This is a genomic window from Psychrobacter sp. ANT_WB68 (assembly GCF_008369115.1).
Lineage (GTDB): Bacteria > Pseudomonadota > Gammaproteobacteria > Pseudomonadales > Moraxellaceae > Psychrobacter.
The window spans coordinates 1,043,914-1,069,007 of sequence record NZ_VOAZ01000001.1; the positions used below are offsets into that span (position 1 = coordinate 1,043,914).

40 protein-coding genes, 1 tRNA gene and 1 other RNA gene are annotated in these 25,094 nt (G+C 41.7%); 20 read left to right on the forward strand and 22 right to left on the reverse strand.

What is annotated here, in order from left to right; genetic code table 11:
* Positions 1-52: 52 nt before the first annotated feature.
* The 5 genes from FQ084_RS04325 to FQ084_RS04345 all read right to left on the reverse strand — a co-directional run bounded on the left by FQ084_RS04325 (position 53) and on the right by FQ084_RS04345 (position 4,668).
* Positions 53-685 carry a DNA-3-methyladenine glycosylase family protein gene (locus FQ084_RS04325; protein ID WP_149489371.1) on the reverse strand — a complete coding sequence of 211 codons (633 nt, stop codon included), beginning with the start codon at positions 683-685 and terminating at the stop codon, positions 53-55.
* A gap of 161 nt (positions 686-846) precedes the next feature.
* Positions 847-1,578 (reverse strand): Smr/MutS family protein, encoded by a 732-nt coding sequence (locus FQ084_RS04330; protein WP_149489372.1) that lies wholly within the window; start codon positions 1,576-1,578, stop codon positions 847-849.
* Positions 1,579-1,750: 172 nt separating this feature from the next.
* Entirely contained in the window at positions 1,751-2,638 is an 888-nt protein-coding gene (gene trpC / locus FQ084_RS04335; protein ID WP_149489373.1) for an indole-3-glycerol phosphate synthase TrpC, read from the reverse strand.
* Between the two features lie 119 nt (positions 2,639-2,757).
* A complete protein-coding gene (gene trpD / locus FQ084_RS04340; protein ID WP_149489602.1) occupies positions 2,758-3,894 on the reverse strand; it encodes an anthranilate phosphoribosyltransferase in 1,137 nt (378 codons plus the stop codon).
* 150 nt (positions 3,895-4,044) lie between these two features.
* The gene (locus FQ084_RS04345; RefSeq protein WP_149489374.1) at positions 4,045-4,668 is read right to left on the reverse strand and encodes an anthranilate synthase component II; all 624 of its coding nucleotides are present in this window, start codon (positions 4,666-4,668) and stop codon (positions 4,045-4,047) included.
* A gap of 781 nt (positions 4,669-5,449) precedes the next feature.
* On the opposite strand from FQ084_RS04345, the gene glnA reads away from it, so the two are divergent.
* The gene (gene glnA / locus FQ084_RS04350) at positions 5,450-6,859 is read left to right on the forward strand and encodes a type I glutamate--ammonia ligase (RefSeq protein ID WP_149489375.1); all 1,410 of its coding nucleotides are present in this window, start codon (positions 5,450-5,452) and stop codon (positions 6,857-6,859) included.
* 194 nt (positions 6,860-7,053) lie between these two features.
* Positions 7,054-7,863: a DUF4124 domain-containing protein gene (locus FQ084_RS04355; protein WP_262880649.1), complete on the forward strand. Its 810-nt coding sequence runs from the start codon at positions 7,054-7,056 to the stop codon at positions 7,861-7,863.
* Between the two features lie 159 nt (positions 7,864-8,022).
* On the opposite strand, the gene FQ084_RS04360 is transcribed toward FQ084_RS04355, so the two are convergent.
* Positions 8,023-8,739: an SIMPL domain-containing protein gene (locus tag FQ084_RS04360; RefSeq protein ID WP_149489377.1), complete on the reverse strand. Its 717-nt coding sequence runs from the start codon at positions 8,737-8,739 to the stop codon at positions 8,023-8,025.
* Between the two features lie 289 nt (positions 8,740-9,028).
* Here FQ084_RS04360 and ffs point away from each other — a divergent pair.
* Positions 9,029-9,125: signal recognition particle sRNA small type (ffs, locus tag FQ084_RS04365), an RNA gene on the forward strand.
* Between the two features lie 113 nt (positions 9,126-9,238).
* Here ffs and FQ084_RS04370 read toward each other — a convergent pair.
* The 9 genes from FQ084_RS04370 to FQ084_RS04400 all read right to left on the reverse strand — a co-directional run bounded on the left by FQ084_RS04370 (position 9,239) and on the right by FQ084_RS04400 (position 13,241).
* On the reverse strand, positions 9,239-9,454 hold the full coding sequence (locus FQ084_RS04370) for a helix-turn-helix transcriptional regulator (RefSeq protein WP_149489378.1): 216 nt from the start codon (positions 9,452-9,454) through the stop codon (positions 9,239-9,241).
* Complete coding sequence (locus tag FQ084_RS04375) at positions 9,447-9,725, reverse strand: DUF551 domain-containing protein (protein WP_188032884.1); 279 nt, start codon at positions 9,723-9,725, stop codon at positions 9,447-9,449. Before FQ084_RS04375 ends, FQ084_RS04370 begins: the two co-directional genes overlap by 8 nt.
* 2 nt (positions 9,726-9,727) lie before the next feature.
* Positions 9,728-9,850, reverse strand: coding sequence for a hypothetical protein (locus FQ084_RS13380; protein ID WP_262880650.1), 123 nt, complete (start codon positions 9,848-9,850; stop codon positions 9,728-9,730).
* An 11-nt stretch (positions 9,851-9,861) separates the two neighbouring features.
* Positions 9,862-10,263, reverse strand: coding sequence for a hypothetical protein (locus FQ084_RS04380; RefSeq protein WP_149489380.1), 402 nt, complete (start codon positions 10,261-10,263; stop codon positions 9,862-9,864).
* A gap of 139 nt (positions 10,264-10,402) precedes the next feature.
* Entirely contained in the window at positions 10,403-11,449 is a 1,047-nt protein-coding gene (locus tag FQ084_RS04385; protein WP_149489381.1) for a recombinase RecT, read from the reverse strand.
* 36 nt (positions 11,450-11,485) lie between these two features.
* On the reverse strand, positions 11,486-12,493 hold the full coding sequence (locus tag FQ084_RS04390) for a YqaJ viral recombinase family protein (protein WP_149489382.1): 1,008 nt from the start codon (positions 12,491-12,493) through the stop codon (positions 11,486-11,488).
* Between the two features lie 2 nt (positions 12,494-12,495).
* A complete protein-coding gene (locus FQ084_RS04395) occupies positions 12,496-12,720 on the reverse strand; it encodes a hypothetical protein (RefSeq protein ID WP_149489383.1) in 225 nt (74 codons plus the stop codon).
* Positions 12,713-12,865 carry a hypothetical protein gene (locus FQ084_RS13210; protein WP_188032885.1) on the reverse strand — a complete coding sequence of 51 codons (153 nt, stop codon included), beginning with the start codon at positions 12,863-12,865 and terminating at the stop codon, positions 12,713-12,715. The genes FQ084_RS04395 and FQ084_RS13210 overlap by 8 nt, the downstream gene beginning before the upstream one ends.
* Before the next feature lie 10 nt (positions 12,866-12,875).
* The gene (locus FQ084_RS04400) at positions 12,876-13,241 is read right to left on the reverse strand and encodes a hypothetical protein (protein ID WP_149489384.1); all 366 of its coding nucleotides are present in this window, start codon (positions 13,239-13,241) and stop codon (positions 12,876-12,878) included.
* A gap of 441 nt (positions 13,242-13,682) precedes the next feature.
* Here FQ084_RS04400 and FQ084_RS04405 point away from each other — a divergent pair, with 441 nt between their 5' ends.
* The 3 genes from FQ084_RS04405 to FQ084_RS13215 all read left to right on the forward strand — a co-directional run bounded on the left by FQ084_RS04405 (position 13,683) and on the right by FQ084_RS13215 (position 14,686).
* On the forward strand, positions 13,683-13,934 hold the full coding sequence (locus tag FQ084_RS04405) for a hypothetical protein (RefSeq protein WP_149489385.1): 252 nt from the start codon (positions 13,683-13,685) through the stop codon (positions 13,932-13,934).
* A gap of 238 nt (positions 13,935-14,172) precedes the next feature.
* Positions 14,173-14,418 (forward strand): hypothetical protein, encoded by a 246-nt coding sequence (locus tag FQ084_RS04410; protein ID WP_149489386.1) that lies wholly within the window; start codon positions 14,173-14,175, stop codon positions 14,416-14,418.
* 94 nt (positions 14,419-14,512) lie between these two features.
* On the forward strand, positions 14,513-14,686 hold the full coding sequence (locus tag FQ084_RS13215) for a hypothetical protein (protein WP_188032886.1): 174 nt from the start codon (positions 14,513-14,515) through the stop codon (positions 14,684-14,686).
* A gap of 351 nt (positions 14,687-15,037) precedes the next feature.
* On the opposite strand, the gene FQ084_RS04415 is transcribed toward FQ084_RS13215, so the two are convergent.
* From FQ084_RS04415 to FQ084_RS04440, 6 genes are all read right to left on the reverse strand, one after another.
* On the reverse strand, positions 15,038-15,952 hold the full coding sequence (locus FQ084_RS04415; protein WP_149489387.1) for a hypothetical protein: 915 nt from the start codon (positions 15,950-15,952) through the stop codon (positions 15,038-15,040).
* A gap of 171 nt (positions 15,953-16,123) precedes the next feature.
* On the reverse strand, positions 16,124-16,642 hold the full coding sequence (locus FQ084_RS04420; protein WP_149489388.1) for a hypothetical protein: 519 nt from the start codon (positions 16,640-16,642) through the stop codon (positions 16,124-16,126).
* 34 nt (positions 16,643-16,676) lie between these two features.
* Positions 16,677-17,012: a hypothetical protein gene (locus tag FQ084_RS04425; RefSeq protein ID WP_262880651.1), complete on the reverse strand. Its 336-nt coding sequence runs from the start codon at positions 17,010-17,012 to the stop codon at positions 16,677-16,679.
* A gap of 99 nt (positions 17,013-17,111) precedes the next feature.
* Positions 17,112-17,333: a kynureninase gene (locus FQ084_RS04430; RefSeq protein WP_149489389.1), complete on the reverse strand. Its 222-nt coding sequence runs from the start codon at positions 17,331-17,333 to the stop codon at positions 17,112-17,114.
* 30 nt (positions 17,334-17,363) lie between these two features.
* Positions 17,364-17,813 carry a hypothetical protein gene (locus FQ084_RS04435; RefSeq protein WP_149489390.1) on the reverse strand — a complete coding sequence of 150 codons (450 nt, stop codon included), beginning with the start codon at positions 17,811-17,813 and terminating at the stop codon, positions 17,364-17,366.
* 123 nt (positions 17,814-17,936) lie between these two features.
* Positions 17,937-18,584, reverse strand: coding sequence for a LexA family protein (locus FQ084_RS04440; protein ID WP_149489391.1), 648 nt, complete (start codon positions 18,582-18,584; stop codon positions 17,937-17,939).
* 106 nt (positions 18,585-18,690) lie between these two features.
* Here FQ084_RS04440 and FQ084_RS04445 point away from each other — a divergent pair, with 106 nt between their 5' ends.
* The 8 genes from FQ084_RS04445 to FQ084_RS04485 all read left to right on the forward strand — a co-directional run bounded on the left by FQ084_RS04445 (position 18,691) and on the right by FQ084_RS04485 (position 22,276).
* Positions 18,691-18,873 (forward strand): Cro/CI family transcriptional regulator, encoded by a 183-nt coding sequence (locus tag FQ084_RS04445; RefSeq protein WP_149489392.1) that lies wholly within the window; start codon positions 18,691-18,693, stop codon positions 18,871-18,873.
* Between the two features lie 2 nt (positions 18,874-18,875).
* Complete coding sequence (locus tag FQ084_RS04450; protein ID WP_149489393.1) at positions 18,876-19,265, forward strand: hypothetical protein; 390 nt, start codon at positions 18,876-18,878, stop codon at positions 19,263-19,265.
* Entirely contained in the window at positions 19,262-19,444 is a 183-nt protein-coding gene (locus tag FQ084_RS04455; protein ID WP_149489394.1) for a hypothetical protein, read from the forward strand. The genes FQ084_RS04450 and FQ084_RS04455 overlap by 4 nt, the downstream gene beginning before the upstream one ends.
* Positions 19,431-19,649, forward strand: coding sequence for a hypothetical protein (locus tag FQ084_RS04460; RefSeq protein ID WP_149489395.1), 219 nt, complete (start codon positions 19,431-19,433; stop codon positions 19,647-19,649). The genes FQ084_RS04455 and FQ084_RS04460 overlap by 14 nt, the downstream gene beginning before the upstream one ends.
* A 178-nt stretch (positions 19,650-19,827) precedes the next feature.
* Positions 19,828-20,073, forward strand: coding sequence for a hypothetical protein (locus FQ084_RS04470; RefSeq protein WP_149489397.1), 246 nt, complete (start codon positions 19,828-19,830; stop codon positions 20,071-20,073).
* 69 nt (positions 20,074-20,142) lie between these two features.
* Positions 20,143-20,883, forward strand: a complete 741-nt coding sequence (locus tag FQ084_RS04475) for a phage antirepressor KilAC domain-containing protein (protein WP_149489398.1) — start codon at positions 20,143-20,145, stop codon at positions 20,881-20,883.
* Positions 20,883-21,866, forward strand: coding sequence for a YdaU family protein (locus tag FQ084_RS04480; RefSeq protein ID WP_149489399.1), 984 nt, complete (start codon positions 20,883-20,885; stop codon positions 21,864-21,866). Before FQ084_RS04475 ends, FQ084_RS04480 begins: the two co-directional genes overlap by 1 nt.
* The gene (locus FQ084_RS04485; protein ID WP_149489400.1) at positions 21,863-22,276 is read left to right on the forward strand and encodes a hypothetical protein; all 414 of its coding nucleotides are present in this window, start codon (positions 21,863-21,865) and stop codon (positions 22,274-22,276) included. The genes FQ084_RS04480 and FQ084_RS04485 overlap by 4 nt, the downstream gene beginning before the upstream one ends.
* A gap of 178 nt (positions 22,277-22,454) precedes the next feature.
* On the opposite strand, the gene FQ084_RS13220 is transcribed toward FQ084_RS04485, so the two are convergent.
* Positions 22,455-22,733 (reverse strand): hypothetical protein, encoded by a 279-nt coding sequence (locus FQ084_RS13220; RefSeq protein ID WP_188032904.1) that lies wholly within the window; start codon positions 22,731-22,733, stop codon positions 22,455-22,457.
* Between FQ084_RS13220 and FQ084_RS04490 the strand changes: the two genes are divergently transcribed.
* The 6 genes from FQ084_RS04490 to FQ084_RS04515 all read left to right on the forward strand — a co-directional run bounded on the left by FQ084_RS04490 (position 22,726) and on the right by FQ084_RS04515 (position 25,090).
* A complete protein-coding gene (locus FQ084_RS04490) occupies positions 22,726-23,034 on the forward strand; it encodes a hypothetical protein (protein ID WP_316619851.1) in 309 nt (102 codons plus the stop codon). The two genes, FQ084_RS13220 and FQ084_RS04490, sit on opposite strands and share 8 nt — an antisense overlap.
* A 45-nt stretch (positions 23,035-23,079) precedes the next feature.
* Entirely contained in the window at positions 23,080-23,649 is a 570-nt protein-coding gene (locus FQ084_RS04495) for a hypothetical protein (protein ID WP_149489402.1), read from the forward strand.
* A gap of 64 nt (positions 23,650-23,713) precedes the next feature.
* On the forward strand, positions 23,714-24,049 hold the full coding sequence (locus FQ084_RS04500) for a hypothetical protein (protein ID WP_149489403.1): 336 nt from the start codon (positions 23,714-23,716) through the stop codon (positions 24,047-24,049).
* The gene (locus FQ084_RS04505; RefSeq protein WP_149489404.1) at positions 24,046-24,270 is read left to right on the forward strand and encodes a hypothetical protein; all 225 of its coding nucleotides are present in this window, start codon (positions 24,046-24,048) and stop codon (positions 24,268-24,270) included. The genes FQ084_RS04500 and FQ084_RS04505 overlap by 4 nt, the downstream gene beginning before the upstream one ends.
* 493 nt (positions 24,271-24,763) lie before the next feature.
* Positions 24,764-25,015 carry a hypothetical protein gene (locus FQ084_RS04510; RefSeq protein ID WP_149489405.1) on the forward strand — a complete coding sequence of 84 codons (252 nt, stop codon included), beginning with the start codon at positions 24,764-24,766 and terminating at the stop codon, positions 25,013-25,015.
* Positions 25,016-25,090 (forward strand) — tRNA-Pro (locus FQ084_RS04515).
* The last annotated feature ends 4 nt before the right edge of the window (positions 25,091-25,094 follow it).

Consider the following 25,094-nt stretch of genomic DNA (forward strand, 5'->3'; position numbering starts at 1 on the left):
TGATGTGGTAATTTTTCTTAAAGAATGGCTTAATGTTTTGTTAGTTAGACGTTTATAAAGGCACGGCGGTTTTTTGACGCAAAGAACCATAATATTGCCATAGTAATAAGCTGGCAGCGCTACGATGTGGCGACCAATCTTGAGTCAGATTTTTTAATTGTTTGGGCGTTGGGCGTTCTGCTAGTCCTAGCAAGTCCATCGCCGCCACTTTAATCGCTAAATCATCAACCGCCAGCACATCGGCTCGTTTTAAAGAAAATAGCAAATACATCTCAGCGGTCCAACGCCCAATACCGATAACGGCGGTCAGCTTTTTGATCACATCTTCATCTGCCAGGGTTTGCAACGCAGCGAAATCTATATTGTGCTCGACTAAAGAGCGGATATAACGAATCTTTTGCTTAGATAGCCCTTGCGCTCGTAAGTCCTCGTCAGTTGCTTTAATAATCGCTTTCGGTATCGTTAAGCCTGCATGCACCAAGCGTTGCCAAATACTGGCTGCCGCTGCTACAGACAGCTGTTGCCCAACCATCGCTCTCATTATTTGTGTAAAACCGCCAGCATTATGGCGTAAATCAGGCACGCCAACTTGCTTATAAACAGGCGCGAATCTAGGTTCGATAGCAATCAAAGCACTTATATGCTCTTGTAATTCTCTACTTTTTTCGATGGTCTGTATGGTCATAATAGTTCTGATTTCACTTTTTTTTAAACGGAAAAATAGAGATATAAAAATAATGGCATATATAGTTGAAGCTTATGATTAAAAAATTGTACGATTTTCTTTATAAAAAAGGACTGCCAATTGCAGTCCTTTTTATTTTGATGTTGAGCTAAAAACAACAACTACTCGCCATCGTTTTTAGGCTTTTTAAGTAAGACCAATACCGCGCCATTGCCACCATCTTTTGGCGGAGCAGAGCAAAAAGCCAATACTTCTGGCAATTGACGTAGCCAACCATTAACGCAAGTTTTTAAAATGGCTTCACTGCCTTTACCATGGACGATTTTTACCATGGTTTCATTGTTTTGTTTCGCTTGGCTTAATAGTTGGGTCATCGCTACGCGTGCCTCTTCGATGGTGCAGCCATGAATATCCACCGCATCATACCAACGTAGCTTGCCTTTTTTGAGCTGATCAAAGATTTTGTTCTGCAAGGTCGGCTGTTTATAAGACAAGTACGCTTCACCAGCAACAGGATTTAATAGCGCTTGCATATCTGATAAGCCTGCACCTAAATCACTCGCTTCACTACCTTGAGCCGCGGCACGTTTTGACAGAGTCGCGGCATCAAGTTTGCCAGCTTTTGAGGCATTGGCAGGCGAGCGTACATTTTTATCTTCTAGCTGACTGACGCCATGCATTGCTTGCATAAATAGCACTTTATCGTCGTCGATATGTTCGCTATCTAATTGCTTGACCGTTTTTTTGACTTGTTTTTGCGTCAACAGTGAGACAGGTTCGGTTGGTTTTTCATTGTCGCCATCCGCTGAGTTGGTATCACGACCTTTACTCAGTTGTCCTTTAAGCTCTTTTAGCTGATCTTGCATTTCTTTTGAAAACAGAGAGTTTGACATAATAGTTAACGTATCGTTGGTTAGTGAATGAATGGCTCAATAGTTTATAGGGTACATAAAAAACGGCATGTGCTTTATTTATATGCAAGGCTTCAAAAACTTCCATCAGCTTCGTTGCAATATTTTAAAATTTAACCCAATAAATGGCTTTTAAAAAATAGTTTAGGTTACTTTACGCCTGTGCTGCGACGCTCGCAAGTAAGGATTGTAATGCTTGCCCGGGATGTTCAGTTTTCATAAATTGCTCACCGATTAAAAAGTGCTGAATATCGTTATTGAGCATCAAACGAATATCATCACTGCTATGGATGCCACTTTCGGTGACGATAAGTGGTCGTTGTAGACTGTCATTGGGGTTGGCAGAAAATGCATCATCAATGGCAAGCTCACGTAATAGCGTGTTTTTTAAATCAAGGGTCGTCTGCAAGTCCACATCAAAGGTATTTAAATCGCGATTATTGATACCGTAGATATTATGTTCTGAATGTGGCAATTGTAGCGCACGCTCAAGCTCGCCTGCCGTATGCACTTCAATCAATACATCCATACCGAGCTCGATGCTCAGTGTGTGTAGCTCTTGCACTTGGGCGTCGTCAAGACAGGCCATAATCAGTAAGATGCAATCAGCACCCATCAAGTAAGATTGGTAAATCTGGTAAACATCCACCATAAAATCTTTGCGCAATATCGGTAAACTGCAAGATTCGCGTGCTTGGATTAAGTAGCTATCATCACCTTGGAAATAATCACGATCGGTTAACACCGACAGGCAACTGGCACCCGCTTGCTCATATTGCTTCGCAAACAGAGCGGGCGCAAAATTATGATTGATAATACCTTTAGATGGTGAGGCTTTTTTTATCTCAGCAATGATACCAATATCAGCGGCACGCAGGGCTTTGGCAAAGCCGCGACGGGGCTGGGTATCAGCAGCGACTTGCGATTTTAATGCTTCAAGCGATAATACCGCACGATCAGCGATAACTTCTTTATGTTTGGTGGCGACGATACGCTGCAGAACTGAAGGAATAGCGGTATCTGATTTTAGATTGGCGGTCATGGCTGTATTCCATTATTTAGGGTAACAATTAAGCAGATAAATTAAGGACTGCATAAATAGCTGCGATTAATAGGGTTGTGAGTACAGTGCTTTTTGGTTAAGTCTAGGCAATTAGCCCATCAAACCTCAGCCGCTAGTTGCTGAGTATACTGAGCCAAGGCGTCAAGCTTCATTAAGGCGTCACCATTTTGAATGACTTTTTGTGCGCGGCTTACACCATTGGGATAATTACTGGCAAGCCCTGCGGTATATATCGCCGCACCGGCATTTAACGCAATCATATCACGGGCTTTTAGAACAGCGCGATCATTAGTATCTTCACCCGATAAAGCGGCACGAATCAGCTCAAGACTCTGTGATGGGGAATCGACATCAAGCCCAATAAGAGTTTGTGACTCGACGCCTGCATCTTCTGGCATCATCTCATAGACGGAGATTTCACCATCTTTTAACTCAGCTACCGTGGTTGAGGTGGCCAGACTGATTTCATCCAAACCATCTTTTGCACCGACCACCATCACATGGCGCGCGCCTAAGTTTTTCATCACTTTTGCTAAAGGCTCACATAACTGCGCGGTAAAGACGCCGATGACAAGATTTGGTGTGCCAGCAGGGTTGGTGAGTGGACCTAAAATATTAAAAATCGTCCGCGCTTTTAGCTCACGGCGTACTGGATTGGCATAACGCATCGCACTATGATGATTGGGGGCAAATAAGAAACCAATGCCTTGATTTTCGATACACTGCTGCGCTTGTTCAGGGGTCAGGGAGAGACTAATGCCTGCTTGCTCAAGTAAGTCTGAGCTACCAGATTTGGTCGAGACCCCGCGGTTACCATGCTTAGCAACTTGGGCACCTGCTGCGGCTGCTACCAATGCTGAAGCTGTCGATACGTTAAATAAATTGGCACCATCACCCCCAGTACCAACGATATCCACCATATATTCGCAGTCTTTTGGGCTAATATTGGCAGCTAAAGCACGCATGGCACTCGCTGAGGCGGTAATCTCGTCAATCGACTCACCTTTCATACGCAGACCGGTCAAAATCGCTCCCATCATGGCATCGCTACATCTGCCTTGCATAATGATGAGCATTACTTGATACATCTCATCAAAGGTCAGATCAATATGCTGAAAAATTCTGCCCAAAGCGGTGGTTAGTAGCTTATGAATACTCTCATCAGACAGCTGATTGATGGCTTCAGCGGTTTGTTGGGTTTCACTATTTTTATCGCCTTGATTACCGTGATTCATAGTTAATTTTGCAGCCTGCATTGTCGCAGTGGTCATAATATTCTCACTTATTATTATCTTTTATAATTATCGTATCGATGAATTTGGTTAAATAGAGTATGTATCTTAAAACAGCCAACATACTCTTAATGAAGTCGCTCTTAAAAACAGCTATCCTACTTGCGGTAGCTCATCTGAGGCTATCACCGCTAAGTGATGCGCTTGCAAAAAGTTATTAAGCAGTTGATAACCTGCTTCGCTTAAAATCGATTCAGGATGAAACTGAACGCCTTCAATCGCGAACTCACGGTGACGAATGCCCATGATGGCTTCGATACTACCGTCCGCATTTTGTGTCCAAGCGCTGACTTCAAAGCAGTCGGGTAAGCTGGACTTTTCAAGCACCAGCGAATGATAACGGGTAAACTGTGCTGGATTGGGCAAATTGACAAACGCGCCTTGTCCATGATGATAAATAGCGGATAAACGCCCGTGCATCACCTCGCTTGCTTTCACGACTTTACCGCCAAACGCTTGTCCAATAGCCTGATGACCCAAGCAAATACCTAATATTGGGATCATGCCCTTAAAAGTCTCAATCACCTCTAACGATATACCAGCGCGATCAGGGTCGCAGGGTCCGGGACCAATAACAATGGCATCTGGGGCAAGTGCTTTAATCTCATCAATGCTGATCTCATCATTACGCCAAACTGTGATGTCCTGCTGCAATTCGCCGAAGTACTGTACAATATTGTAGGTAAAGCTGTCGTAATTATCGATCATCAAAATCATTATATCTTCAACTCGTTGATTTTCTGGTACTTTACTATCTTGCACTTAATTATGAGGATTGTTTATGGTTATTTATAAAGCGAAGCCGTTTCTATAATGCTAAATCGTTTTTTAATCTTGCTATATTAAACGTCGTTATCTTAACACTATTTTACCATCTATCAAATGCCGCTCAGTGGCACTATGATTGATAATATATGCACCATAAAGGTGCGAAATTTACTAAGAAAGCGCTAATTACTGCTCATTTATAGTGCTGTTATTGTTTTGTTATACATTTACAATTGATGGTTAAACACCACAGTGGTGATGCCAATCACTTGCTAATACATCAGGATATTTTTTATAAGTATTTGTATTTGCTATCAATACTTGTGGACTATGACTTTTTGTTATATTGAGGGTTTGATGACTGCAGTCAAAATTGGCATAGGAGTTGCAGCTCTCACAAGTGTTAGTAGCCGCCGCTACTGAGCAATGTAAGGTTTAATTACTAATATGCATTTGAAGAGTTCAGCATTATGAGTCAGATGTTGCTAAAATAGCCCCTGCTTTTATTCGGTTAAGAAAAATTAGCCGTTGATAATAAAGAAATGCACTGATTAACCAATGATGAATGTTCTAAATATATCGCTAAGTCCCAGCATAATAGGAACAATACGATTTATTTTTAGCTCAGTTTTATAAATAGATTTTAAAGTTTTTAAGAATTTCGCAGTTTAGATTTTTTTCATCCTAAGTCTTAATTTAAATACCATGATAACCACAAGGGAAACTATTTATGTCAAATAAATTACTTGATCTGATTAAATCATCCAATGCCAAATGGGTCGATTTTCGTTTCACTGATACGCGCGGTAAAGAGCATCACATGACTTTTCCGGCGCACAGCGTTGATGAAGAAGTGATGGAAGATGGCAAAATGTTTGACGGCTCATCGATTGCTGGCTGGAAAGGTATCGAAGCCTCCGATATGATTTTGCGGCCTGATCCAGAAACCGCCTTTATCGACCCGTTTTTTGATGCAGTTACTGTGGTTGTGACCTGTGACATTATCGAGCCATCAACGCTACAAGGCTATGATCGTGACCCACGCTCTATCGCTCGCCGTGCTGAAGAGTATTTAAAATCGACTGGCATTGGCGACACGGCTTTTTTTGGTCCTGAGCCTGAGTTTTTTGTATTTGATGAAGTGAAATGGTCCGTCAACATGTCTGGCGTCAGCCATGAAATCGTCGCTGAAGAAGCCGCTTGGTCGACCAATAAAGACTATGAGTGGGGCAACATGGGGCATCGCCCGCGCGTTAAGGGTGGCTATGTACCAGTACCGCCGGTTGATAGCTCACAAGATATGCGTGCGGTGATGTGCGATCGTATCGAAGATATGATTGGCGAAGGTTGCATTGAGGTGCATCATCATGAAGTTACTCCTTGCCAGCTAGAGATTGGCGTTGCTTTTAATACGTTAGTTCGCAAGGCGGATGAAGTACAAAAGCTCAAGTACGCAGTACATAACGTTGCCCATCAGTTTGGTAAAACCGCAACCTTTATGCCAAAACCTATCGTTGGTGATAATGGTTCTGGCATGCACGTGCATATTTCTATCTCAAAAGACGGTGTCAATACTTTCTCAGGCGATGAATATGCTGGTCTTTCAGAAACCGCGCTATACTTTATCGGCGGTGTTATCAAACATGCGCGTGCATTAAATGCGATTACCAACCCATCGACCAACAGCTATAAGCGCCTAGTGCCACATTATGAAGCGCCTATTAAATTGGCATATTCAGCGTCTAATCGCTCAGCCTCTATCCGTATCCCGCATGTTAGCAGCCCAAAAGCGGTGCGTGTTGAAGCACGTTTCCCTGATCCAGCAGCTAACCCATACCTAGCGTTTGCGGCGTTGCTCATGGCAGGTCTTGACGGTATTCAAAACAAAATGCATCCAGGTGAAGCCGCTGATAAAAACTTGTATGACTTGCCACCAGAAGAAGAAGCACTCATTCCAACGGTTGCTGAAAACTTAGAAGTAGCGCTACAGGCGTTAAAAGATGATCATGAGTTCTTATTAAAAGGTGACGTCTTCACTAAAGAGATGTTAGAAGCCTATATTGCACTGAAGCAAGAAGAAGTGCAGCGTGTCAACATTACTGTACATCCTGTTGAGTTTGACTTGTACTATAGCTGCTAATCTGTAGTTAACACGCCAAATTCTCGATAAACAAAAAACCAGTTAAGTAATTCTTAGCTGGTTTTTTTTGTTCAATCAAAGTGCGAGTTTAATTGGTCAATTTAGTGTGAAGTCATTGCTGATTTAATGTTAAAAATATCGCATAATGGTTTCATCTATATGTTAATAATAAATATCTACTAGGCTAACTGACTATGATTGCATCATTAAAAAGTACTGTTTTAAATAAAGGGTTGCCGCTAAGTTTGCTGACAGGGCTGCTCATTTGCACAGCTAGTCTCTACGCACCGATGACAAATGCCGCCGCTATTTACAAAGTTGTCGATGAGAAGACCGGTCAAGTGACCTTTACCGACCGACCGCAAAACTACGAACAGCAAGCTGGCAAACAAATTAGCCAAACCAGTGTGATGACTGGCAATGATAGTGTGGGTGCAAGCAGTTCTAGTCAAACAAGTAATACGAATAATCAGCCTGTCAGTACCACCAAAGCGCCTGCTGCGCCTAGCACCACTGCTAACAGTGACTCAACCGTTAATAAAGCACCCATTAATTATCAGCTGACGATGACAGAGCCTAGCGAAGAACGGGCGTATCGTCGTCCAGTACAAAGTATTGATGTGAAGGTGCAAGTAAAACCTGCGCTACAAGCGGGCGATACTGCGAGCATTTACTTAGATGGTAACGAAGTGGCGCAGGGTTTGAGCGCCTCGATTGCAACCGTCGATATTTTGCCGGGTACACATAGCGTCAAGGCGGTGATAAAAAACAAAAAAGGGCAAATATCAAAACAGGTTGAACGTACCGTCTATGTCATCCAAAACACGCAAACTTTGCAAAAAAATAAAAAAATAGCAGAACAGCTTTTGGCGTATCAGCGCCTACCTTGGCATCAAAAAGTACTACTAAAAATGCGTCAAGACGGCAAGCAACCGAATATGCAATCATTTACTAAGCCAATCGCTGATAAACCCATGACGCTTGAACAGCCAGTAATAAAATAACTTGTTGTACATGTGTCAATGATGAATAAGTATAGATACTTATACCAGATAGATTAAAATTATTAGTCAATTTCTTCTATATAAAATAAAGGCAATCGCTGACTACAGCGATTGCCTTTATATTTATAAAAATATTTATTAAGCCTATCTATTTTCAGCTTATTTGGCCAGTTCAATCGTACCATTCGCAGTCACTGAGATGGTACTGTTACCCGATTCAAAGCTTTGGCTAGGCACTGAGGCATCCGCCGATTCAGCTTTCATATTCATAGCGCCATACATAGGACGAGGGTAGTTGCTGCCAGTGTTTAGGTTGACATTGACCACACGATAGCTACGAGCATCCCATGCACGAGTCAGGTTCTTTGCTTGCTGCTGAAAGGCGCGAGAAGCATCCGTCATAAGCTTTTGCTCTAGCGCATCTTTTTTAGCATCTGAAACCCCAAAGTTTAGGTTTTCCATCACTAAGGTTTCTTGCAGGTCTGCAATCAGCTGACTGGTCGCGGCAAAGTCGGTACTTTTCAGATCTATATTTGCCTGTCCTGTCCAGCCGATGATTTTGTTATTTTTATCGTAGCGTGGATAGGTACGTTGTTGTCCTGTGCTGACGGTGACAGTCGGGTAGCGCTTAGCGATTTTTAAGGCATTATTAATTGAAGTGTTCAGTGTGGTTGCCAATGCTTTGGCATCGGTTGCCTGCGCTTTTTTATATAAGCTGGCAGTGACCTCATCGTTTTGAATCTCTTCTTTTACTTCTGCCTGAAAAGTAAGTTGGTCATAGCCGGTTGGCGCTGCTTGGGCGCTACCCATCATCGCTGTCAGTAGGGCGGCTGTCCCGGTAGCAAGTACTGCTTTGTTCATCCAAATGTTTTTCATAGTCATCTCCTAGTAAATAGTAATCATATTTATATGAGTCACATTGTTATGATGCTCATTTTTATATCAGCTGCTGTTTGTGTTCATTTTTTATTCAACAGGCCTTGACTAAAATAGCAAAAATTAAACGGCTTGCTGTGAGAATTTTGTCACTTACGTTACGGGCTAGGTAGCTTTAGCAGTTCTTTACTACATGAAATTAGGGTTTTGTTTATGCTCTAAGGCAAACAGTTTTACGATGGGGGTTGTAATAATAAAAAATTCTTGTATAATCTGCAACTGGTGGCTCCATTGGTAGCCTCGCAACATTGTTCTATGAATCCCGCCAGGACCGGAAGGTAGCAACGGTAATAGTTATAATGTGTGCCGAGGATGTGCTGATGGAGTCGCTTTTTTTTGCCTGTAATTCCTTGATTTATATAGGATTAAGCCTAAAAAATCATATTTTGATGACCTCTTTGATTACCAATCGATAAAAAATAAGCAAAAAAAAGACCGCCTAAGCGGTCTCATGTTCAAGTCTTCTGTTATATTCCAACAAATCACTATTCCTAAAATAATTCTTACTAAATAATAATATTGGCTCTGGAAACTTTCCGTCTGTCCAATATCTTCTTAAAGTCGATGTGCTCACATCGTACAATTTTGCAACATTAGCCATTGTGGTAAATCCGTCTGGATTCAATCCTTCGATTTGGTCGTTTTGTTCAATCATCTGTCGCCTCGCTTATCTGTAACTGCATCGCCATCGCTTCATAAAGCGCTTTTGTCTCTATTGGCTGCCAGTAGTAAACATCGGTTAAAAAGTCACCGCCATTCTTTACATCGCCAAATCCAATCATTCCATCATCATTAAAATATGGTGCATTAAAATATAACGAGTATTCAATATTAGCTTCTTCGCCATTATGTCGATAAACAATCACTTCTTGATGATGCGTTGGCAGCTTATCTTTAACGCTTATCCAGCCGTCTAAATCACTCACAATCAATCTCCTTTATGCAAATTTTGCATAGTGCTACCACACGTAGGACACACGCTTGGTAACCCTAAATCAATCTCTAGCAGCTCAGCGGCTATGGCGGTCATTTCTTCTTCGGTGTATTTCATAATTCATTTCCTTATGCCATTTCGAATAGGTCGGGTTGAGCAATCGCTGCTCGCTGTTTTTTCTCTGCCTTCGGTTTGGTACCAATGCCTGATAGGTCAGAGCAGAACGTTTTACGGCAATACTCAAAAGTCTCTTCAAGTGACAACTCATTACCCAGTAGCTTTGATATCTGTTCACCAGTCGGATGAAGTATTCCGGTAGCATCTACGCCATTTATATAAAGCGATATAAATACATTAGTTTCAGTTAAAGACATCAATAGCTTTTCAACGCTGTACTTTGAGTTATGGCGCGTTAGCCAAACTGTTTTATCGTACTTGGTGCCAAATAAGCCGCGCTTGCTTCTACTTGCATCACATTCATAAACAACACCGTTTGGCATCGTTACTTTGCTTTCAAAAGAGCCTTTCATGGTCACTCCTTAAAATTAGGTGTTTAGGACAGTGGGCATCGTCGCCTTGGTGCGCCTGAACTCAGACACGCATTTTATGAGCCGTCACCTCACCAACTAGCTAATACCTACTGGCCTAAACGGTTGACGTTATTTCTAATTAACCTTTGGCACCAATATCTTCAGCGACAACATCCAGCGTGTCGTTTAGCATCTTGATATCGCCTTCGTCGAAGTCTTGCTTTTTGTCATCTATCAAGCCGCGCATGCGCTCAACATCATCCAGTGATTCACACGCTTTGACGTGCTTCATGATATTGTCGTATTCATCAGCTAAGATAATTGACTGCTTTTGATCAGCAAGCGCTTGGCGTAGTTCGTCAACATCTTCACTCTTAATGTTGATAGCTTCATTTTCGACCATGGCTTTAATCTCTTGGCCAATAGGACCAATCTGCTTAACATCAGTGATTTGCTCAATCGTGCCTAACAGTTCGCTCGTGTCGTAATACTCAATCACTGGTGCTTCAGCGGTCGCTTGCTTTGGCTTAACACGGTCAAGTAGGGCAGATGCACCAGCATTTTTAGCACTTGGCGTGATATTACGAGGCGCTTCATTACCGCGGTCAGCCAGTTCATCAGGTGTGTAAACACCCATGATTACGTCAGGGAAGTGCAAACGAGAGAATCGCTTGGCTGCTAGATATGCAAGCTGTTGGCGTGGGTCAGCAGCCCATAGCGGTGAGTTTCGGACAGTACCAACTTGCGCCATGGTTAAGCTAAGTTCGGTCGGCTCATCATCGCCAATCACTGTTGCACGACATATCACGCCAACGTCATCTGACTTATCTTCTTTGCTCTTAACTTTTGACCAGTCACCAAAGTATTCAAACTTGATACGGTCACTAATAGGGGCGCGGTTATTGATAACTGCGATAACGAGCTGCGCCTCATAACCCAACGTACCACTGACTAGGTGAGTCTTTTGCGCTACTGCGAATGGGTCCATGCCCCAGCGTAAAGCTTGACCGATGACCGCAAAGCAATCGCCTTCACTGCCTTGCAAGTGTTTTGGAATAGTGCACTTACCACTAGCCATAACCTGTGCTAGGCGATAACACTTATTGAACAGATTGTCATCAAGCGTGATTTGCTGTGGTGAATATTGTTGATCTTCCATTACTGCGATTTCGTTGTGGTTGTCCATGGTTTTATTCCTTATTTAGATGATTTAATAAAATTGTTATTTGACTCGCATCACGCGGCTTTCGCTTTGCTTGATATATTTCTCAGCAAGCTCTGGCATATCTTTCTTCAAGCGGCTACTGTCAAAGCGGTTGCTGACTTGGACCTTGTAAGTAGCGACCACCTCACCATCGATTGCCAAGGCTTCGTTGTCTTGTATCTGACAAATTAGGTCGGTCTGGGCGAGCTCAAGCGCGGCTTTTACTTCTTTTTCCTGCGCCTTTAATGATTCGTAATGCTCAAAAACTTTGGCAGCTTCGCTATCTGGCTCGACATCAAGCGTCGTATCAGGATTGTGGCGTGGGTACTTATCCTTGGCGTTCTGCAGCGTGGTAGCGTCAGGCTCAACACCTGCTAATACGTTATTGGTCCAGAAGCTTTCAGCTGCTTCAAACAAGTAATCAATAAAGTCCTGGTGACGTTCAATTTTGTACTGGCGGTATTTGTTGCCACCAATCAGCACAGCCATATGACAGACTTGCGTATCAGTCACACCCATATACCACTGAGCTTGGCACTGGTACTGGTCCGGCACTTCGTCTGATTCTTCTAAGCCCCAATTTTTACCAACGTACTCAGATGCGGTCTTAATCTCGACAATCTGATCAGTCGTCAGCTTGCCGTCTTTAAAGCGCACATTGCCTTTGATAGCTGGATTGATAATGGCGCGGTCAATGTTAGCGATGGCCCAGCGATGTTCAGGGTGACGCATAAGGAAGTTAACGTTCTGAATCTTGAGGCCACTGCGCTTAGAGAATTCGCGTGCTACTGTGTCCTCGAGTACGGTGCCCCAATATGCAAACTCATTAGCTTCCTCATTCACTGGCTGCGTTTTAGACTGGTAGATGTCGTAAGCAGTAGCGTAGGGCGATACACCGATGATGGCTGCTATGTCACTGCCACCGATGCCGCTTTGACGTAATGTGAGCCAATCCTCACGACTTAAATCACTGGTCTTAATGGCATTGGCGTCTTGATGTTGTTCAAACTTGATTGCGAGTCCCATGGTTACTTTCTCCCGTATGCTGTAGCTATAAATTGGTTGGCTTTTTTAGCCGTTTCATATTCTTCAGAGGCGTAGTAAGCGTCGTTCTTGTATTGCTGATCAGTAGCAAGCGACACTTGTAGTCTGTGCCGCGCATTGGCATTGCTATCGTTTTGAAGCTCAGTGTCTAGCGCGCAACCAGTTATTAGCATTGGCGCTAAGAGCGTGATGATTAGAATCTTATACATTGGCCACCTCACTAACTGACTTAAAATCAATTTGACGCTTATAGCGTTGGACAATCACACTTCGCGCTGCCATCTTGGTAACGCCTTGAATGAGTTCGCTGATATAAGAGCCGTCTATAACGTAGACTAATTCCCAAGTTTTCATGGCATGCTCCTTATGCTGCGTAGTAGCTATTGGCGGGTTTTCGGGCTTCGATGTTGCCTTCGATGAAATCTTTGATAACTTCGATAATCTGTAGCTTGTCATCAGCTGTCATCGTGTAGCTATCAAGTGGTAACTCGTTATCATCGCTGTCCAATATCTCAATCACTTTTAGGTTGGTCACGCTGTTAACTTCTATCCAGCTATCACCTTCATAAGCCAGTTGACCGCCCCAGTATTCATTGCGTTCGCCGCATTCGTCATAATCTGCGTCGTATTTGAAGTGCACGCACTTATCATCAATAAGAATATAAGCATGCCCGTTTTTGCTTGATGCTTCGTTGTCCGCATCGTTGTCTAATCTAATAATCTGTGCCATAATCAGTTCGCTCCTTTGTGAGTAAAGCCCTGTTTGTCTTTGGTCGGATTGCAGGGCTTTTTTTATTGTCTAAAATTTGGTACTACTGCTAATCCAGTAGTTGTTTAATCCCAAGTTGTTAAATAGTTTTAGTGATTTCTCACAAGGCTATTACTGCCGGCTGATGTGTATAAGGTAACTTAACTTACCTTAAGTGTCAATAAGGAAAGTAAGAAAACTTACCTTAATTTTTGTAAGCACAAAAAAACCCACTCAAGGCGGGTTAGGTGTATAGTTCAGCGTGCAACTTATGTTGAATAGAATAAGAAAATGCTTGGGGATGTTGTATTAATTAAGGTTATACGCTTTATGCGGATATATGGACGATAGCTGATGTTAAAGCACATTAATAAGAGCCAACATCAATTATTAAAATAAACGTTTGAAAGTCAAGGTATAGACATGGGTTTTGAATTAACAGGTAGTGATTTAACTCGAGCAATGCTTGAACGTGGCGATGAACAGGTTTGGTGCGCTGTAAGCAATGAGAGTGAACAGGACGTTATAAATACTATTAAAAATATCGATATCAACTTCATGATGCACATCGTTGCTTTTGAAGATGAATGTTTCCTTTGCGAAGAGGGCGGCACTTGGAAATATGCTGTACCAATTAAAAAGGCTGAACTTAGCCAAAATGAGGTAGGATTGTAGATAGGTGATGCCTTAGTCAATTCGCACCCTAGTTGTATGATTTGATTATTTTGAATCAAGAGAGTTGTTACTTTAAATGCAAGGTAACAGCTTCCTATATATTCATTTATGCAAATGTATAGTGTATAATGTTATGAAAATTGCGTTTGCTAAGTTACCTTAACTGAGATATAAAAGAACTTCTGTCCAGTTTTGTTATTTAGATTAATAATCACAGGGATGGTTGGGAGGTAACAGGATGATTAAGGAAGTTAGAGGTAGCGAGTTAACTCGAGCAATGCTTGAAGACGGCCATGACGAGATATGGTGTGCTGTAGACGATAGTTGCGATAAAGAGGCTATGACGAACCTAGATAATAATGATTTCACAGCCCATATTGTATCGTTTGAAAACGGCATGTTTCATTGTACAGGTGGCATGGCTTGGTTGTGTGCGGTACCAATCAAATTAGTTGCACTAACACGGGCTAATGAAGGAATCTAATAGGCAGTAAACATAAGTTAAATTGTTGTTGAGAGAAGTGATTTAGGGTGCTATGGTTCGAATTTATATTATTCGATTATTAAGGTAGCAGCCTATGAAAATGTGGTCAGCACTTCTTATCTCTATGTTTATGATGGCACCAGTCGTACAGGCGAATGCTCAGAATACACCTTGCTCTAAAAGCATGGGCGGTGTATCGCATTGCCAGAATGGTAAGTTTGTTTGTAATAACGGTAAGATTAGCCAGTCTAAGAAAGTTTGTAGTTAGGCTATGGTTTATGAATGAGCACCAAGAACCCACTATAGTAGTGGGTTTTTTATTGTCTGGAATATTGCTCAATACACAGGCTTAAAATAGACTGCTAGCCTAAATAATTATGATCATAGTGGCAGTAGTTAAAGCAATGACTATGGCAGCCGCTATTAAGAAGTACTTCAACTGAGGCATATTTAATTCCTAGTGATTAGTCTACGGATTCTATACCTATTTATTAAAAACGTTATGTGACTTTATGGACTATACAGTGAGATATTATTTTTAGCTAGTTGGGTGAAAGGGTAGGCGACAAAAAACCCACTGTGAGGTGGGTTCTGACATTAAGGCTGAGATTAATCTTACTTAGTTTCTAACCTCATTTATGGTTACAAACTTGGTTTCATATTTATTGACATTAGCATTATAGACCTCATGCACCGTAATGCTCGCATTAACCTTTCTTTTGCCATGTAAATTTTTAGGATCAACATTTTCATCAAGAACAAATCTAACCCTATTATTAAACAGATCTGGCACTAAGCCACCCCAACCTTTTTTCCCACTATCCTCATCACTAGCTGAGATATAAATATCTATACTGTCATAGGTTTTGTCTTGCTCGTTTGGTGGAATGAATGACATGTCAGCAGGCAATGATTCAATTGCTTCACTGCTCATCGTCAGACTAACAGGAATCCCTTGCACCTCCATCATACTCCCCGGTGTTACTGAGGCGGGTTTTAATGCATCGATGGTATCTTTTACCACCTGTTTATTATCTTTATTTTTTTCAATAAATTCCTGTACCTTTTCTGCAGGAATATTAATATCTCCAGCTGCCTGAATAACAACAGAGTTATGAGCTTCTATAGCAGGTGCAGCAACTGCATCAGGCGTAGAGGCATTATATGCAGATATTATACCTGCACTCAGTAATGCCCCAACCGCCACAGCGACAGCAGTTCTCATTTTCTCATTATCTCCAAGGACGTTCTCGACCAATTGGCGGAACTGCTCTTCATTTTCCTCACCTACGACATATTTTACTAAAAAATCAACCACCCAACTGCCATCTACTATCTCTTCAACATAAACAGTGGTAGCAGTGATATGCAATCCATCATACACGCTCTCTAAGAACTTTCCTGACCTTTTTATCAGTCTTTCATGCGCTCTTAGAGAATCGATAACGATATTAACAGGTACTGGATTTTCTACTGTAAAGCGAACTCTATAAGATGTAAAAAACTCTCTATTATTCTCAATTAAATCAGTCATTCATACCTCACAAAAAAAGCCAAAAGAATATGAGACATTAAGGAATGACTCATTTTATAAACACTTAAAAATAAATATTTAACTTAAATCTAATCCCAATTCAAAGCCTCACACGCTCTCAACCCAATCTCTCTAGCTTCGCTTAAGCCGACAATCCGTTGGTACTGAACACTATTCATCATAAATATATTTTTGTAGATACTCTTCATAACTTTCAGTGCTATCAATCTCTTTCAGTACTATTGCACCACAAGCTGTTTCGACGTTATTACCAGCCAGAGTTTCAGGAAACGCATAAGAGAAGTCAGACTCTGATAGCGTTCCTTTAGGTGATTGCCAGCTCTCCATTACCTCATCTTTAAACCCATAAACTATACGAGCCTTAACAAAATAATTTTGGTCTTCACATGATATAAACCATTGTTCTTTTGAATAGTAAAAACCTTTCTTTCTTAATGGGTTCCTGTTGATATATGTTGACTGAAATATAGCTGAAATATATTTTGGTTTTTCTTTTGCGCTTCTAAAACTACTAGCGCCTCCATAGACCGTAATATTCTGTCTTTTGACAGAATCATAATCCAAGAAAATCTGAACTTCTTTGTCAGCAGTCTTGCCTAAATCAACCCAGTCAACAGAACTAGCAGCTGTTGATGCCAGAATAACTCCAAATATCAAAGCTCTCTTCATAATTGCATCCTTGTGTTAATCGCAATCCAGTGCCTCACATACCCTCAATCTTATCCATCTGCTCATCACACACCCGCAGCCCAACCTCTCTAGCCTCACTCAAATCAGCACCTTTCTTGACGCTATAAGGCACGTTTGGTGTCATGCCACCATGCTTTACAGCTTCTGCAGCTGCTTTGTTAAGTGGCGTACCGACATAAGATTCATCGGTAAAACCAATAGGATAGAAATATATAGCAGGTCCATACTCTGGGTGAATAACGCATGAAATCTCGCCCGATACGGTAAACGGGTAGGCCGTATAGTATTTGCCATACCAATCACTTTCATTCACTGTCACAAAGTCAGAGCTATGATTATCCTCTTGCACGGGTGCGCATGCAGCTATAGAGAGAGCTGCTAGGCTAATTAACCACCTGGGCAAATTGATTAGTATGGCGCTTTGATGTCTAGTAAAATACAAAATTTATCACTCATCCCATAGATTGCCATACATTCCACAGTTTCTTTCTATCGCATTCATAGTTTCTTCTGTTTCATATTCGCCAGCACGCCAAGCATCTACGCTAACTTGAATGTATGAACGACAGTTACTCGGCAAACCTGAGTCGCCGTATTTAGGCTCACTATTAGGATTGCTGCTACAAGATAAAATAGGCAGTACTGCGATAACCATAAGTATTTTCTTCATAAAACTATCTCTCTAGACGTTTTGTAAATATCAGGAATTAGCATTCTCAAAACCTAGTTCTATCGTAGCTTTATTGCACATTACCTCTAAATTCAAACTATATTCGCTGCTTGATTTAGGATAGTAATAATCCAATGGCATAACTGAGGATAAATCTACTTTATTTTTAAACTGTGAAAGTCTCCACAAGATATTTCCATCGCTATCAAGTTCCAACATTTCAGCATGCTTCAGGCTCATGTCACTACAATTAGCATAATTAAGCATTTGATTAGCTACGGTGCCTTCCATGATAGGGTGTTCGCTTGGGTACATTGTCCACATACTAACGATCAGATCCCCGTCAGGGTTATAACGACTCTTTATGCTATCTTTATCAAAATAATAAGGAGACTCATCTTCTTCAGATATATTTAGCCAGTTTTCAGCGATTGTGGTCATTGGTAGTATCAGTAATACTGCTAATAATAATTTATTCACCTTAAAGCTCCCTTTATCAATCCCAATCCAGCGCCTCACGATACACGCACCATCCCAATGGTAGCGTGTCGACTGGCTTGGCAAATTTTAGGAAGTGGCAGATCCAGTGGTATTCGTATGGTTTCATGCTTTTCTCAATATTTGATTGCGCTGTACTGCAACACCGCAAATTGAAAAAGGAGTGAAACGACTATCAATAATTGGATAGTTTTCATTGGATGGTATTAGCTGTGAATATTCCGCACCTGTGTTTTCATCGAAACCACGTGGACGCCATTTTTTGAAAGTAACTTTCTTTTCACCTTTCCGCAAAGCGATCACATAATCGGCAGGGTTGGGCTGCATATCAGGATCAATAAGTACAAGCTCACCTGATTTAAAGTCAGGCTCCATGCTATCGCCTTCAAGTACTATCCAATAGACATTATCACCAGCATCACCTATGACAGGTTCAAACTCGTCAGATATGGCCTCATCATGGTACTCGCAAAACTCACCTGCTTGAACGTAGTTTAAAACTGGTGCACGTCTAACTGGTTTTTCTTGTATTTTTTTAAAGTTATCGCCATCACCAGTACCGTCAGTTAGGTATTCAACACTGCATTTAAAATAATCAGATAATAATTGTAGATATTCTAATTTTGGCGCATTTCCATCATCTTCCCAGTTCTTAATGGCTGTTTTTGACACGCCTATTTTGGCTCCCAATGCTTCGCGTGAAAGCTTCTTTTCCTTCCGAAGTCCAAGCAGTCTTTGACCTAAAGTATTCATAACTCCCCCTGCAGTATAAGTAACTTATCTTACCACTTGATAAGGTAAGTTTTCTGTGCTTTAATAGGTAACTTAACTTACTTTATTAAGAAAAAAGGTAACTATTATGACTAAGAATGAGGCGCTCAAAGTTGCCAATGGTTCCGTTAATGAGCTCGCTCGAATGCTTGGTATCAAACATCCTGCCATTTCGCAATGGGATGATGAAAAAATCCCTGAGCTTCGAGAGTATCAAATTAAAGAAATTATCGATAAGCGCGAAGCTGAACAACAACCAGAGGAAGCCTAACCATGACCACCAAATCCATAACGCAATTATCGCTTGAGCAAGCCGCATGGTCACGCAACATGCAAGCTCAGATATTGCAGGCTATTGATGCTACCGGGCAACTGGTTGTAGCTGATTGCATCGGCGTTGATAGCAGCACTATTACAAAGATGAAGCAGCCGCATGGCACTGCCAAACATAGCGACATAGAAAGGCTTTGCCATTTATTAGCAGCTACCGGCTTAAAAGTCGTTGATAAAGATATGAAATGCTATGACCAAAACCACGTGAGTTGGCTTTACGGACTCGCAAAGCTGGGAATGAATCGGTCATTAGATGTTGATGATTTTTTACATGCAGATGCTGCTATGCAAATCGCTGAAGGTACGTATCAGCCAAGAGGTGCTTTATGACAACCGATTTTGATGAAAGAGCGAATGATGAAGCAGACCGCCACGCTGAGATGATACAGAAGCAGCGTAAATCAAACAGCGCTTCAAGTGTCGATCCAATGATTGACTGGACCACCTCTGATTACCAACTGCAATCAAAACGAGATAAGAACAAGGGTGATGACGATGAAATTCAATGAACGCACAGCAAGTATCGAATTAGCGCGAACCATCGAACAGAACAAGCAAGACGATTTAAGAGCTATGAATCGCAAAACAATCGACGATGAAAACAACCGCAAGCAGTCGGTAAATATGCAGTTTTGGCACAGCATGAAAGAAATCATTTTTATAATCACTTGTGCAGCAATCGCTATTTACACACTAATTCATTTTGCGGGGTAGGTCATGTCAATAAATGAATCAGCTATTAAATGGTTTGATAAAAACATCGGTATCAAACAACTCACAGCACTCGACAACACAGGTCTTTACTGCAACAGCAATCACTACAGCAAGAAGACTAAGCAAATCGTATTAGCGCAGCAAGCAAGGGCTGTAAGGAAGGCCAAAGGAGTAAGACGTGGTTAGTAAAAAGACAATCAAAAGAAGTGTTGGCAGACCTAAAGTTAGAACAGAAATGCCAACGGCTAAAGGTCAGCAGGTTTTGGACCAACTTAAATCAGAAGGTGTTTACCAGGTATCGGACTGGCCGCTATCACGCAAGTATTTAGAAGTGATGATCTACGAAGCAAGGCAGTTAGGTTATGCAATTGAAAACATTAAAGCTGGTACGCGTACAACGCATTATAAGTTAGACAAGCAATAAAAAACCCAAATCAGCTCTAACTGAAATGGGTTCACTACTTAAAACGCTTACTAAGAAGGAAATTATACGATGAATATTCAGATGATGCAAACAACAAACAAAACGATGAGCAGTCGTGAAATAGCAAAGTTAACAGATAAGCAACATGGTCATGTCATCCGCGATATCGAGCTGCTTAATGAAACCCTTGCTCAAGAATCACTATCCATAATTGGAGAGTCGTTTTACACAGCAGATAACGGTCAGACCTACAGGGAGTTCCTACTAACCAAAGAGCAAACTATTGATCTGATGACTGGCTACAACAGAAACTTGCGCATTCGCATAAACCGTCGTTGGGCAGAACTAGAACAGCAAGCCGCGGCACTAGCAGTTGCGCTGCCACAAGACTACTTATCAGCGCTAAAAGCACTGGTAATGAGTGAGGAAGCAAAAGAGCAGGCCAACGCTCAAATCCAGCTATTACAGCCTAAAGCCGCTGCGTTAGATGCTATCAGCCACTCAAAAGGCTCAACCGGTATTCGTGAGACAGCAAAAGCGGTAGGCATGGGTCAGAACGAGTTTGTAGCCTGGTGCACTAATCCAGATAAACCTATGAGTGCACGCTTTATGTATCGAGATCATTCAGGCGCCTTAAACGCCTATTCACATCGCATTGATCAGGGATTTGTCACACAGAAACTATCTTGCTTCGTTGGTGGTGATGGTCGTGACCGTACAGCGCCCAAGGTTAGGTTCACCACTTCAGGGGTCACTCAGATAGCCAAACTATTACAGCAAGAACGAGCAAGAGAATTGGAGGCAGTGTGATGCACTATTACAGCTTTAATATCAAAGACTATCGTAAAGATACTCAGCACCTAAAACCGATGGAGCATTACATCTATCGCATGCTGATAGACCTCTATTACATGGATGAAAAGCCAATACCTAAAAAAACCCAGTGGGTTATGCGTCGGTTAATGTTGGATAACCCAGAACACGAAAACATGCTTAAAAACGTCTTAGATGACTTCTTTTATGAATGTGATGACGGTTTTAAGCATAAACGCATAGATTGCGAGATCACTAAATACCATGGCAATGCTCAGAAAAACCGTGAAAACGGTAAAAAAGGCGGTAGACCTCGTAAGAATAACCCAGAAATAACCCAGTCGGTTACTGATGGGTTGCCACTGGAAAGCCAAAATAACCCTAACCAAGAACCATTAACCAATAACCATAAACCATCTAATAGTAATAATAATAGCGCGAGTGATTTTTCAGTAATTGATTCGATTGCAGATTGGGTTCACCCAGAGCTCACAGAAATTAACGCCATGCTCATGCTAGGAGCACCACCAGTACCAGCAATCAGTCAAGCAGACTACGATCACCAGTTAATTAAATTTAAAAATTACTACGCTGAAAGAGAGATCGAAGGTTCATACGTCAGAACCGAAGGCAGACGCAAGGACTTGCTCACAGAATGGATCAAGCGTGATTACATCCGTCAGCAAAAAATTAAAGCTCAATCAGCAGCTACACCAAGATTCAACATCGACGACGAAGACTGGACCAAGACCACTAAGCCTGCAGCAGATGACTCGTACCATCCCAGTCACAGTAAACCAACGAAGCAGGCCAAGCAGGATCCTAATACATCAGTGATTGTAAACGGTCTTTGGAGAGAGCCATTGCCTGGTATGGGTGTTCAGCAGACTTACGATTACATCAAGCAGTATCAAACGCCAGGGGAAATGCAGGACGAAGCATACGACAGATTATTAAACCAGATGCAGGAGGCGGTATGAGCAATCTAGAAAACGACTTAAAACACGCCTTCGCCTTACTGGACCTATCAAACTTTGAATGGCTTAACGAAGAAGAGGCCAAGAAGCCGTTTAAGACAACGAAAAAAGGGTTTATGCAAGTACCGCTTAACAAGGAAACGTTTGAGGATATGAAAGCGGCAACTGTATTTACCGGTCATTGGGCGACACAAGGGCGGCAGGTGATGAAGAAAGCGCGATTATTCCGTATTGAGGTTTTTATGTACGAGGTCGGATTTAGCAAGCCGATACAGGCCGTAGCAAGAATGAAGAAGCCCGACACAGTGCATACGCTGTGGAAAGCGATAGGCGAGGCATCCAACTTCATAATGAGTGAGAACAAAGGTGTTGAATGGGATGTTGAGCGCTGTAAAGCGGTGGTCAAGGTATGAATGACCTAGTCACAGGATTAATGATTGCTCACTTTGTTTGTTCTTACTTCTTGGTCTACAGGTACACAAGTTTGGCGTATCTAGCAACAAGAGTTACGGCAGCTTCGGTTAGGTTTACGTGGTACGAGAGAGTGGCGGGAACCTATGTTTTAGCATTACCGATATTTTTACTTTTGGTTTATTTGATTGGGAAGGTCAGAGCATGAAAACAAACAGATTCAACGACAAAGTGGTAAAGCGCGAAGAATGGATAACATCGCAGACCGTCATGATCACCTACACGGACGGCACCAAAGAAACGATGAGCCGTAAGAGTTTTGAGCAAATTATTAAGGGGTAGGGTTGTGACCATTGCAAAAATTGGAATCGATACTGGAGTTAATACTGGCATAGCAGTTTGGCAAGACGGAAAGCTGCAATCTGTAGAGTCGATGACAATCACCAAGGCTATGCGCAAGATACTAACCGCTTATCCGTATCAAACAACCAAGCTATACATCGAAGATGCGCGTCAGTGGATTGGCTTCAACGGTAAGACGAAAGCCACTCAAGCAAGATTACAGGGTGCCGGCAGCGTTAAGCGTGATGCCAAGATTTGGGAAGATTGGTGCAAAGAACATGATTACGAGGTGGTATTCGTTAAACCGATGGGTAAGGGCCTTAAGAAATCAGCGGAAGACTTTAAGCGAATAACCAAGTGGGAAGGCAGAACGAATGAGCACAGCAGGGATGCGGCCATGATTGTTTTTGGTAGATAACAACGTATAAAAAAGTATATCGATAAATTAAATTGAGGGCTCAAAATGACCAACTTACTAGCTAAAAGATTCGGTACCAGTCCACGCTTAGAGTTACTCAGCGGCGAATGGCTCAAACAAGGACTAGGCGCCAAGACCGTAAAGTTTGATATTGGACAAGGCGGATTGCCTCCTGAAGTGAACTGGGAGGATAAATCAGCAGCTATTGGATTGATCGAGAGTCGTCACGCTAAAGCGCTGGCGTCTTTGTTAGTTTGGGGTGATAACGAATTATGGGACTGGTCAGAATCATTTGACATGGTTGTAGAGTATCTTGCGCTTAAGATGTTCGACAGATGCGTCGTAGATGGTCGTGAATCACCTAGGGGCGGTAAGCATACCTTAGAGGAGTTATCGTCTCTTGTAGCACGTATGACACTGCATTTTGAGTTATATAATTTATGGACTATCTATACGGTTGAGGGGCGATTGCTGTTTAGTGGGATAAAAGTACCAGCTAATAGCTATCGTCAGTTATGGACCGGCTATCAAGACAAGATGCTTGATGATTTAGAAGGGTTGGTACAGCTAGTGAATGATGATGTTGCTAAGTATCGATTTAAATTAAATAACTAGTTTGCCCTTGCAATTTTTATATAAGACACGATTAAAGTTTTTTAAAAATTTTGAGGTGTTTATTATGAATAAGTTAAATATTAATGGCAGTGAAATTCTCACTTATAATTTAGATGTTGTTACTAGGAGTCACAATAATCACGATTATGAAGATCTAATTGTTGAGATTATAACGCGTGAGGAAGGTAAAGAGCACAGCTACAAATATAGAATGCATAGTGATGAAAGAGTACCTAGCGTACATTGGTTACTAAGCGAACTAAAAGAAATGCTAGAAGAGGCAAATCGAAATAAGAGTTTTTTCGAAATCTCAGAGGACTCTGTAAGAAGATACTTATTTGTTAGTGTAACCAGTAATGATCATAAGACACTACAAGTTACAGGGGAGAGATTACGATGATAGCTTTTAGTTCTCTAGCAACCAGCCAGTTAGAAAAAATGCATGATGGCCTAAACACGGTTAGTTCCAAGATTGGATGGGTTAATACAGCCAAAAATAAAATTAGTGCGGCTGTGCTATCAGGAAATTACACGGTAATGCTTATTCCTGGTTTGACCGTATCATGTAATGTAACTAAAGGTGATACGGAGTTAACTGTAAAAGAAATAAGTCAGGTCTAAACATAACTTGACCCTCGCTGACAGTTAGTGATATATTTCCTACACTGGCGTAAGTTGTAAATAAAGCCAAACAAGTTATCAGCGAAAGACACTTCTCCGGTTCTTTCGCTTTTTTACACTGAGGTCTTAATGATCCAACGAATAGTTGAACGCTATTGCTCAAAGCAAGCTGATATTATTAATAAGCTGAAAAAAGAAAATATCGATGCATGCTTAGCCGATAGTAGCTATGAGACTAGCTTGGCTCACCATAGGCGCAAGCAGCGAATAATGATGGCGACGACGAAATATAATACCGCTATCGATTTGTTCTTAAGAGATTCAAAGTTTAAAAAAATAGAAGTAGAGTTATAGCAGTGAGCCTTATCTAACGATAGGGCTTTTTTTATGCCTGATTGATTTAGTCACAGTCAGCACATGCCAACGAGAACCCGCTAGCAGATGACGACTGCAACATACGATGAGCTATCAATGACTATCTGATTTGCATGTGATGATGATACGAGTTGATAGCACCTTTTTGCCCGATGCCGGAAATCCGATATCGGGCTTTTTTACATCAAAATTTTGGCAAGGGATTGCTATGTGTGAGCTGACCAACCAACAGGCCTATGATTACTATCAAGAGGCGACGATGCCAAGCGGTAAAGACTACTGGCTTAACTTCTTGCGAGATAGAGCAAATAGAGGTGTAGTCGGAGCGCAAGGTTTTGTAGATAAGATTGAGTTTTGTGAAAAGAAATAAGTGCCTATAGCGCAGATGGTCACGCACTACACAGGGGGTGTAGTGGTCTGAGTTCGCTTCTCTGTGGGCGCACCACATA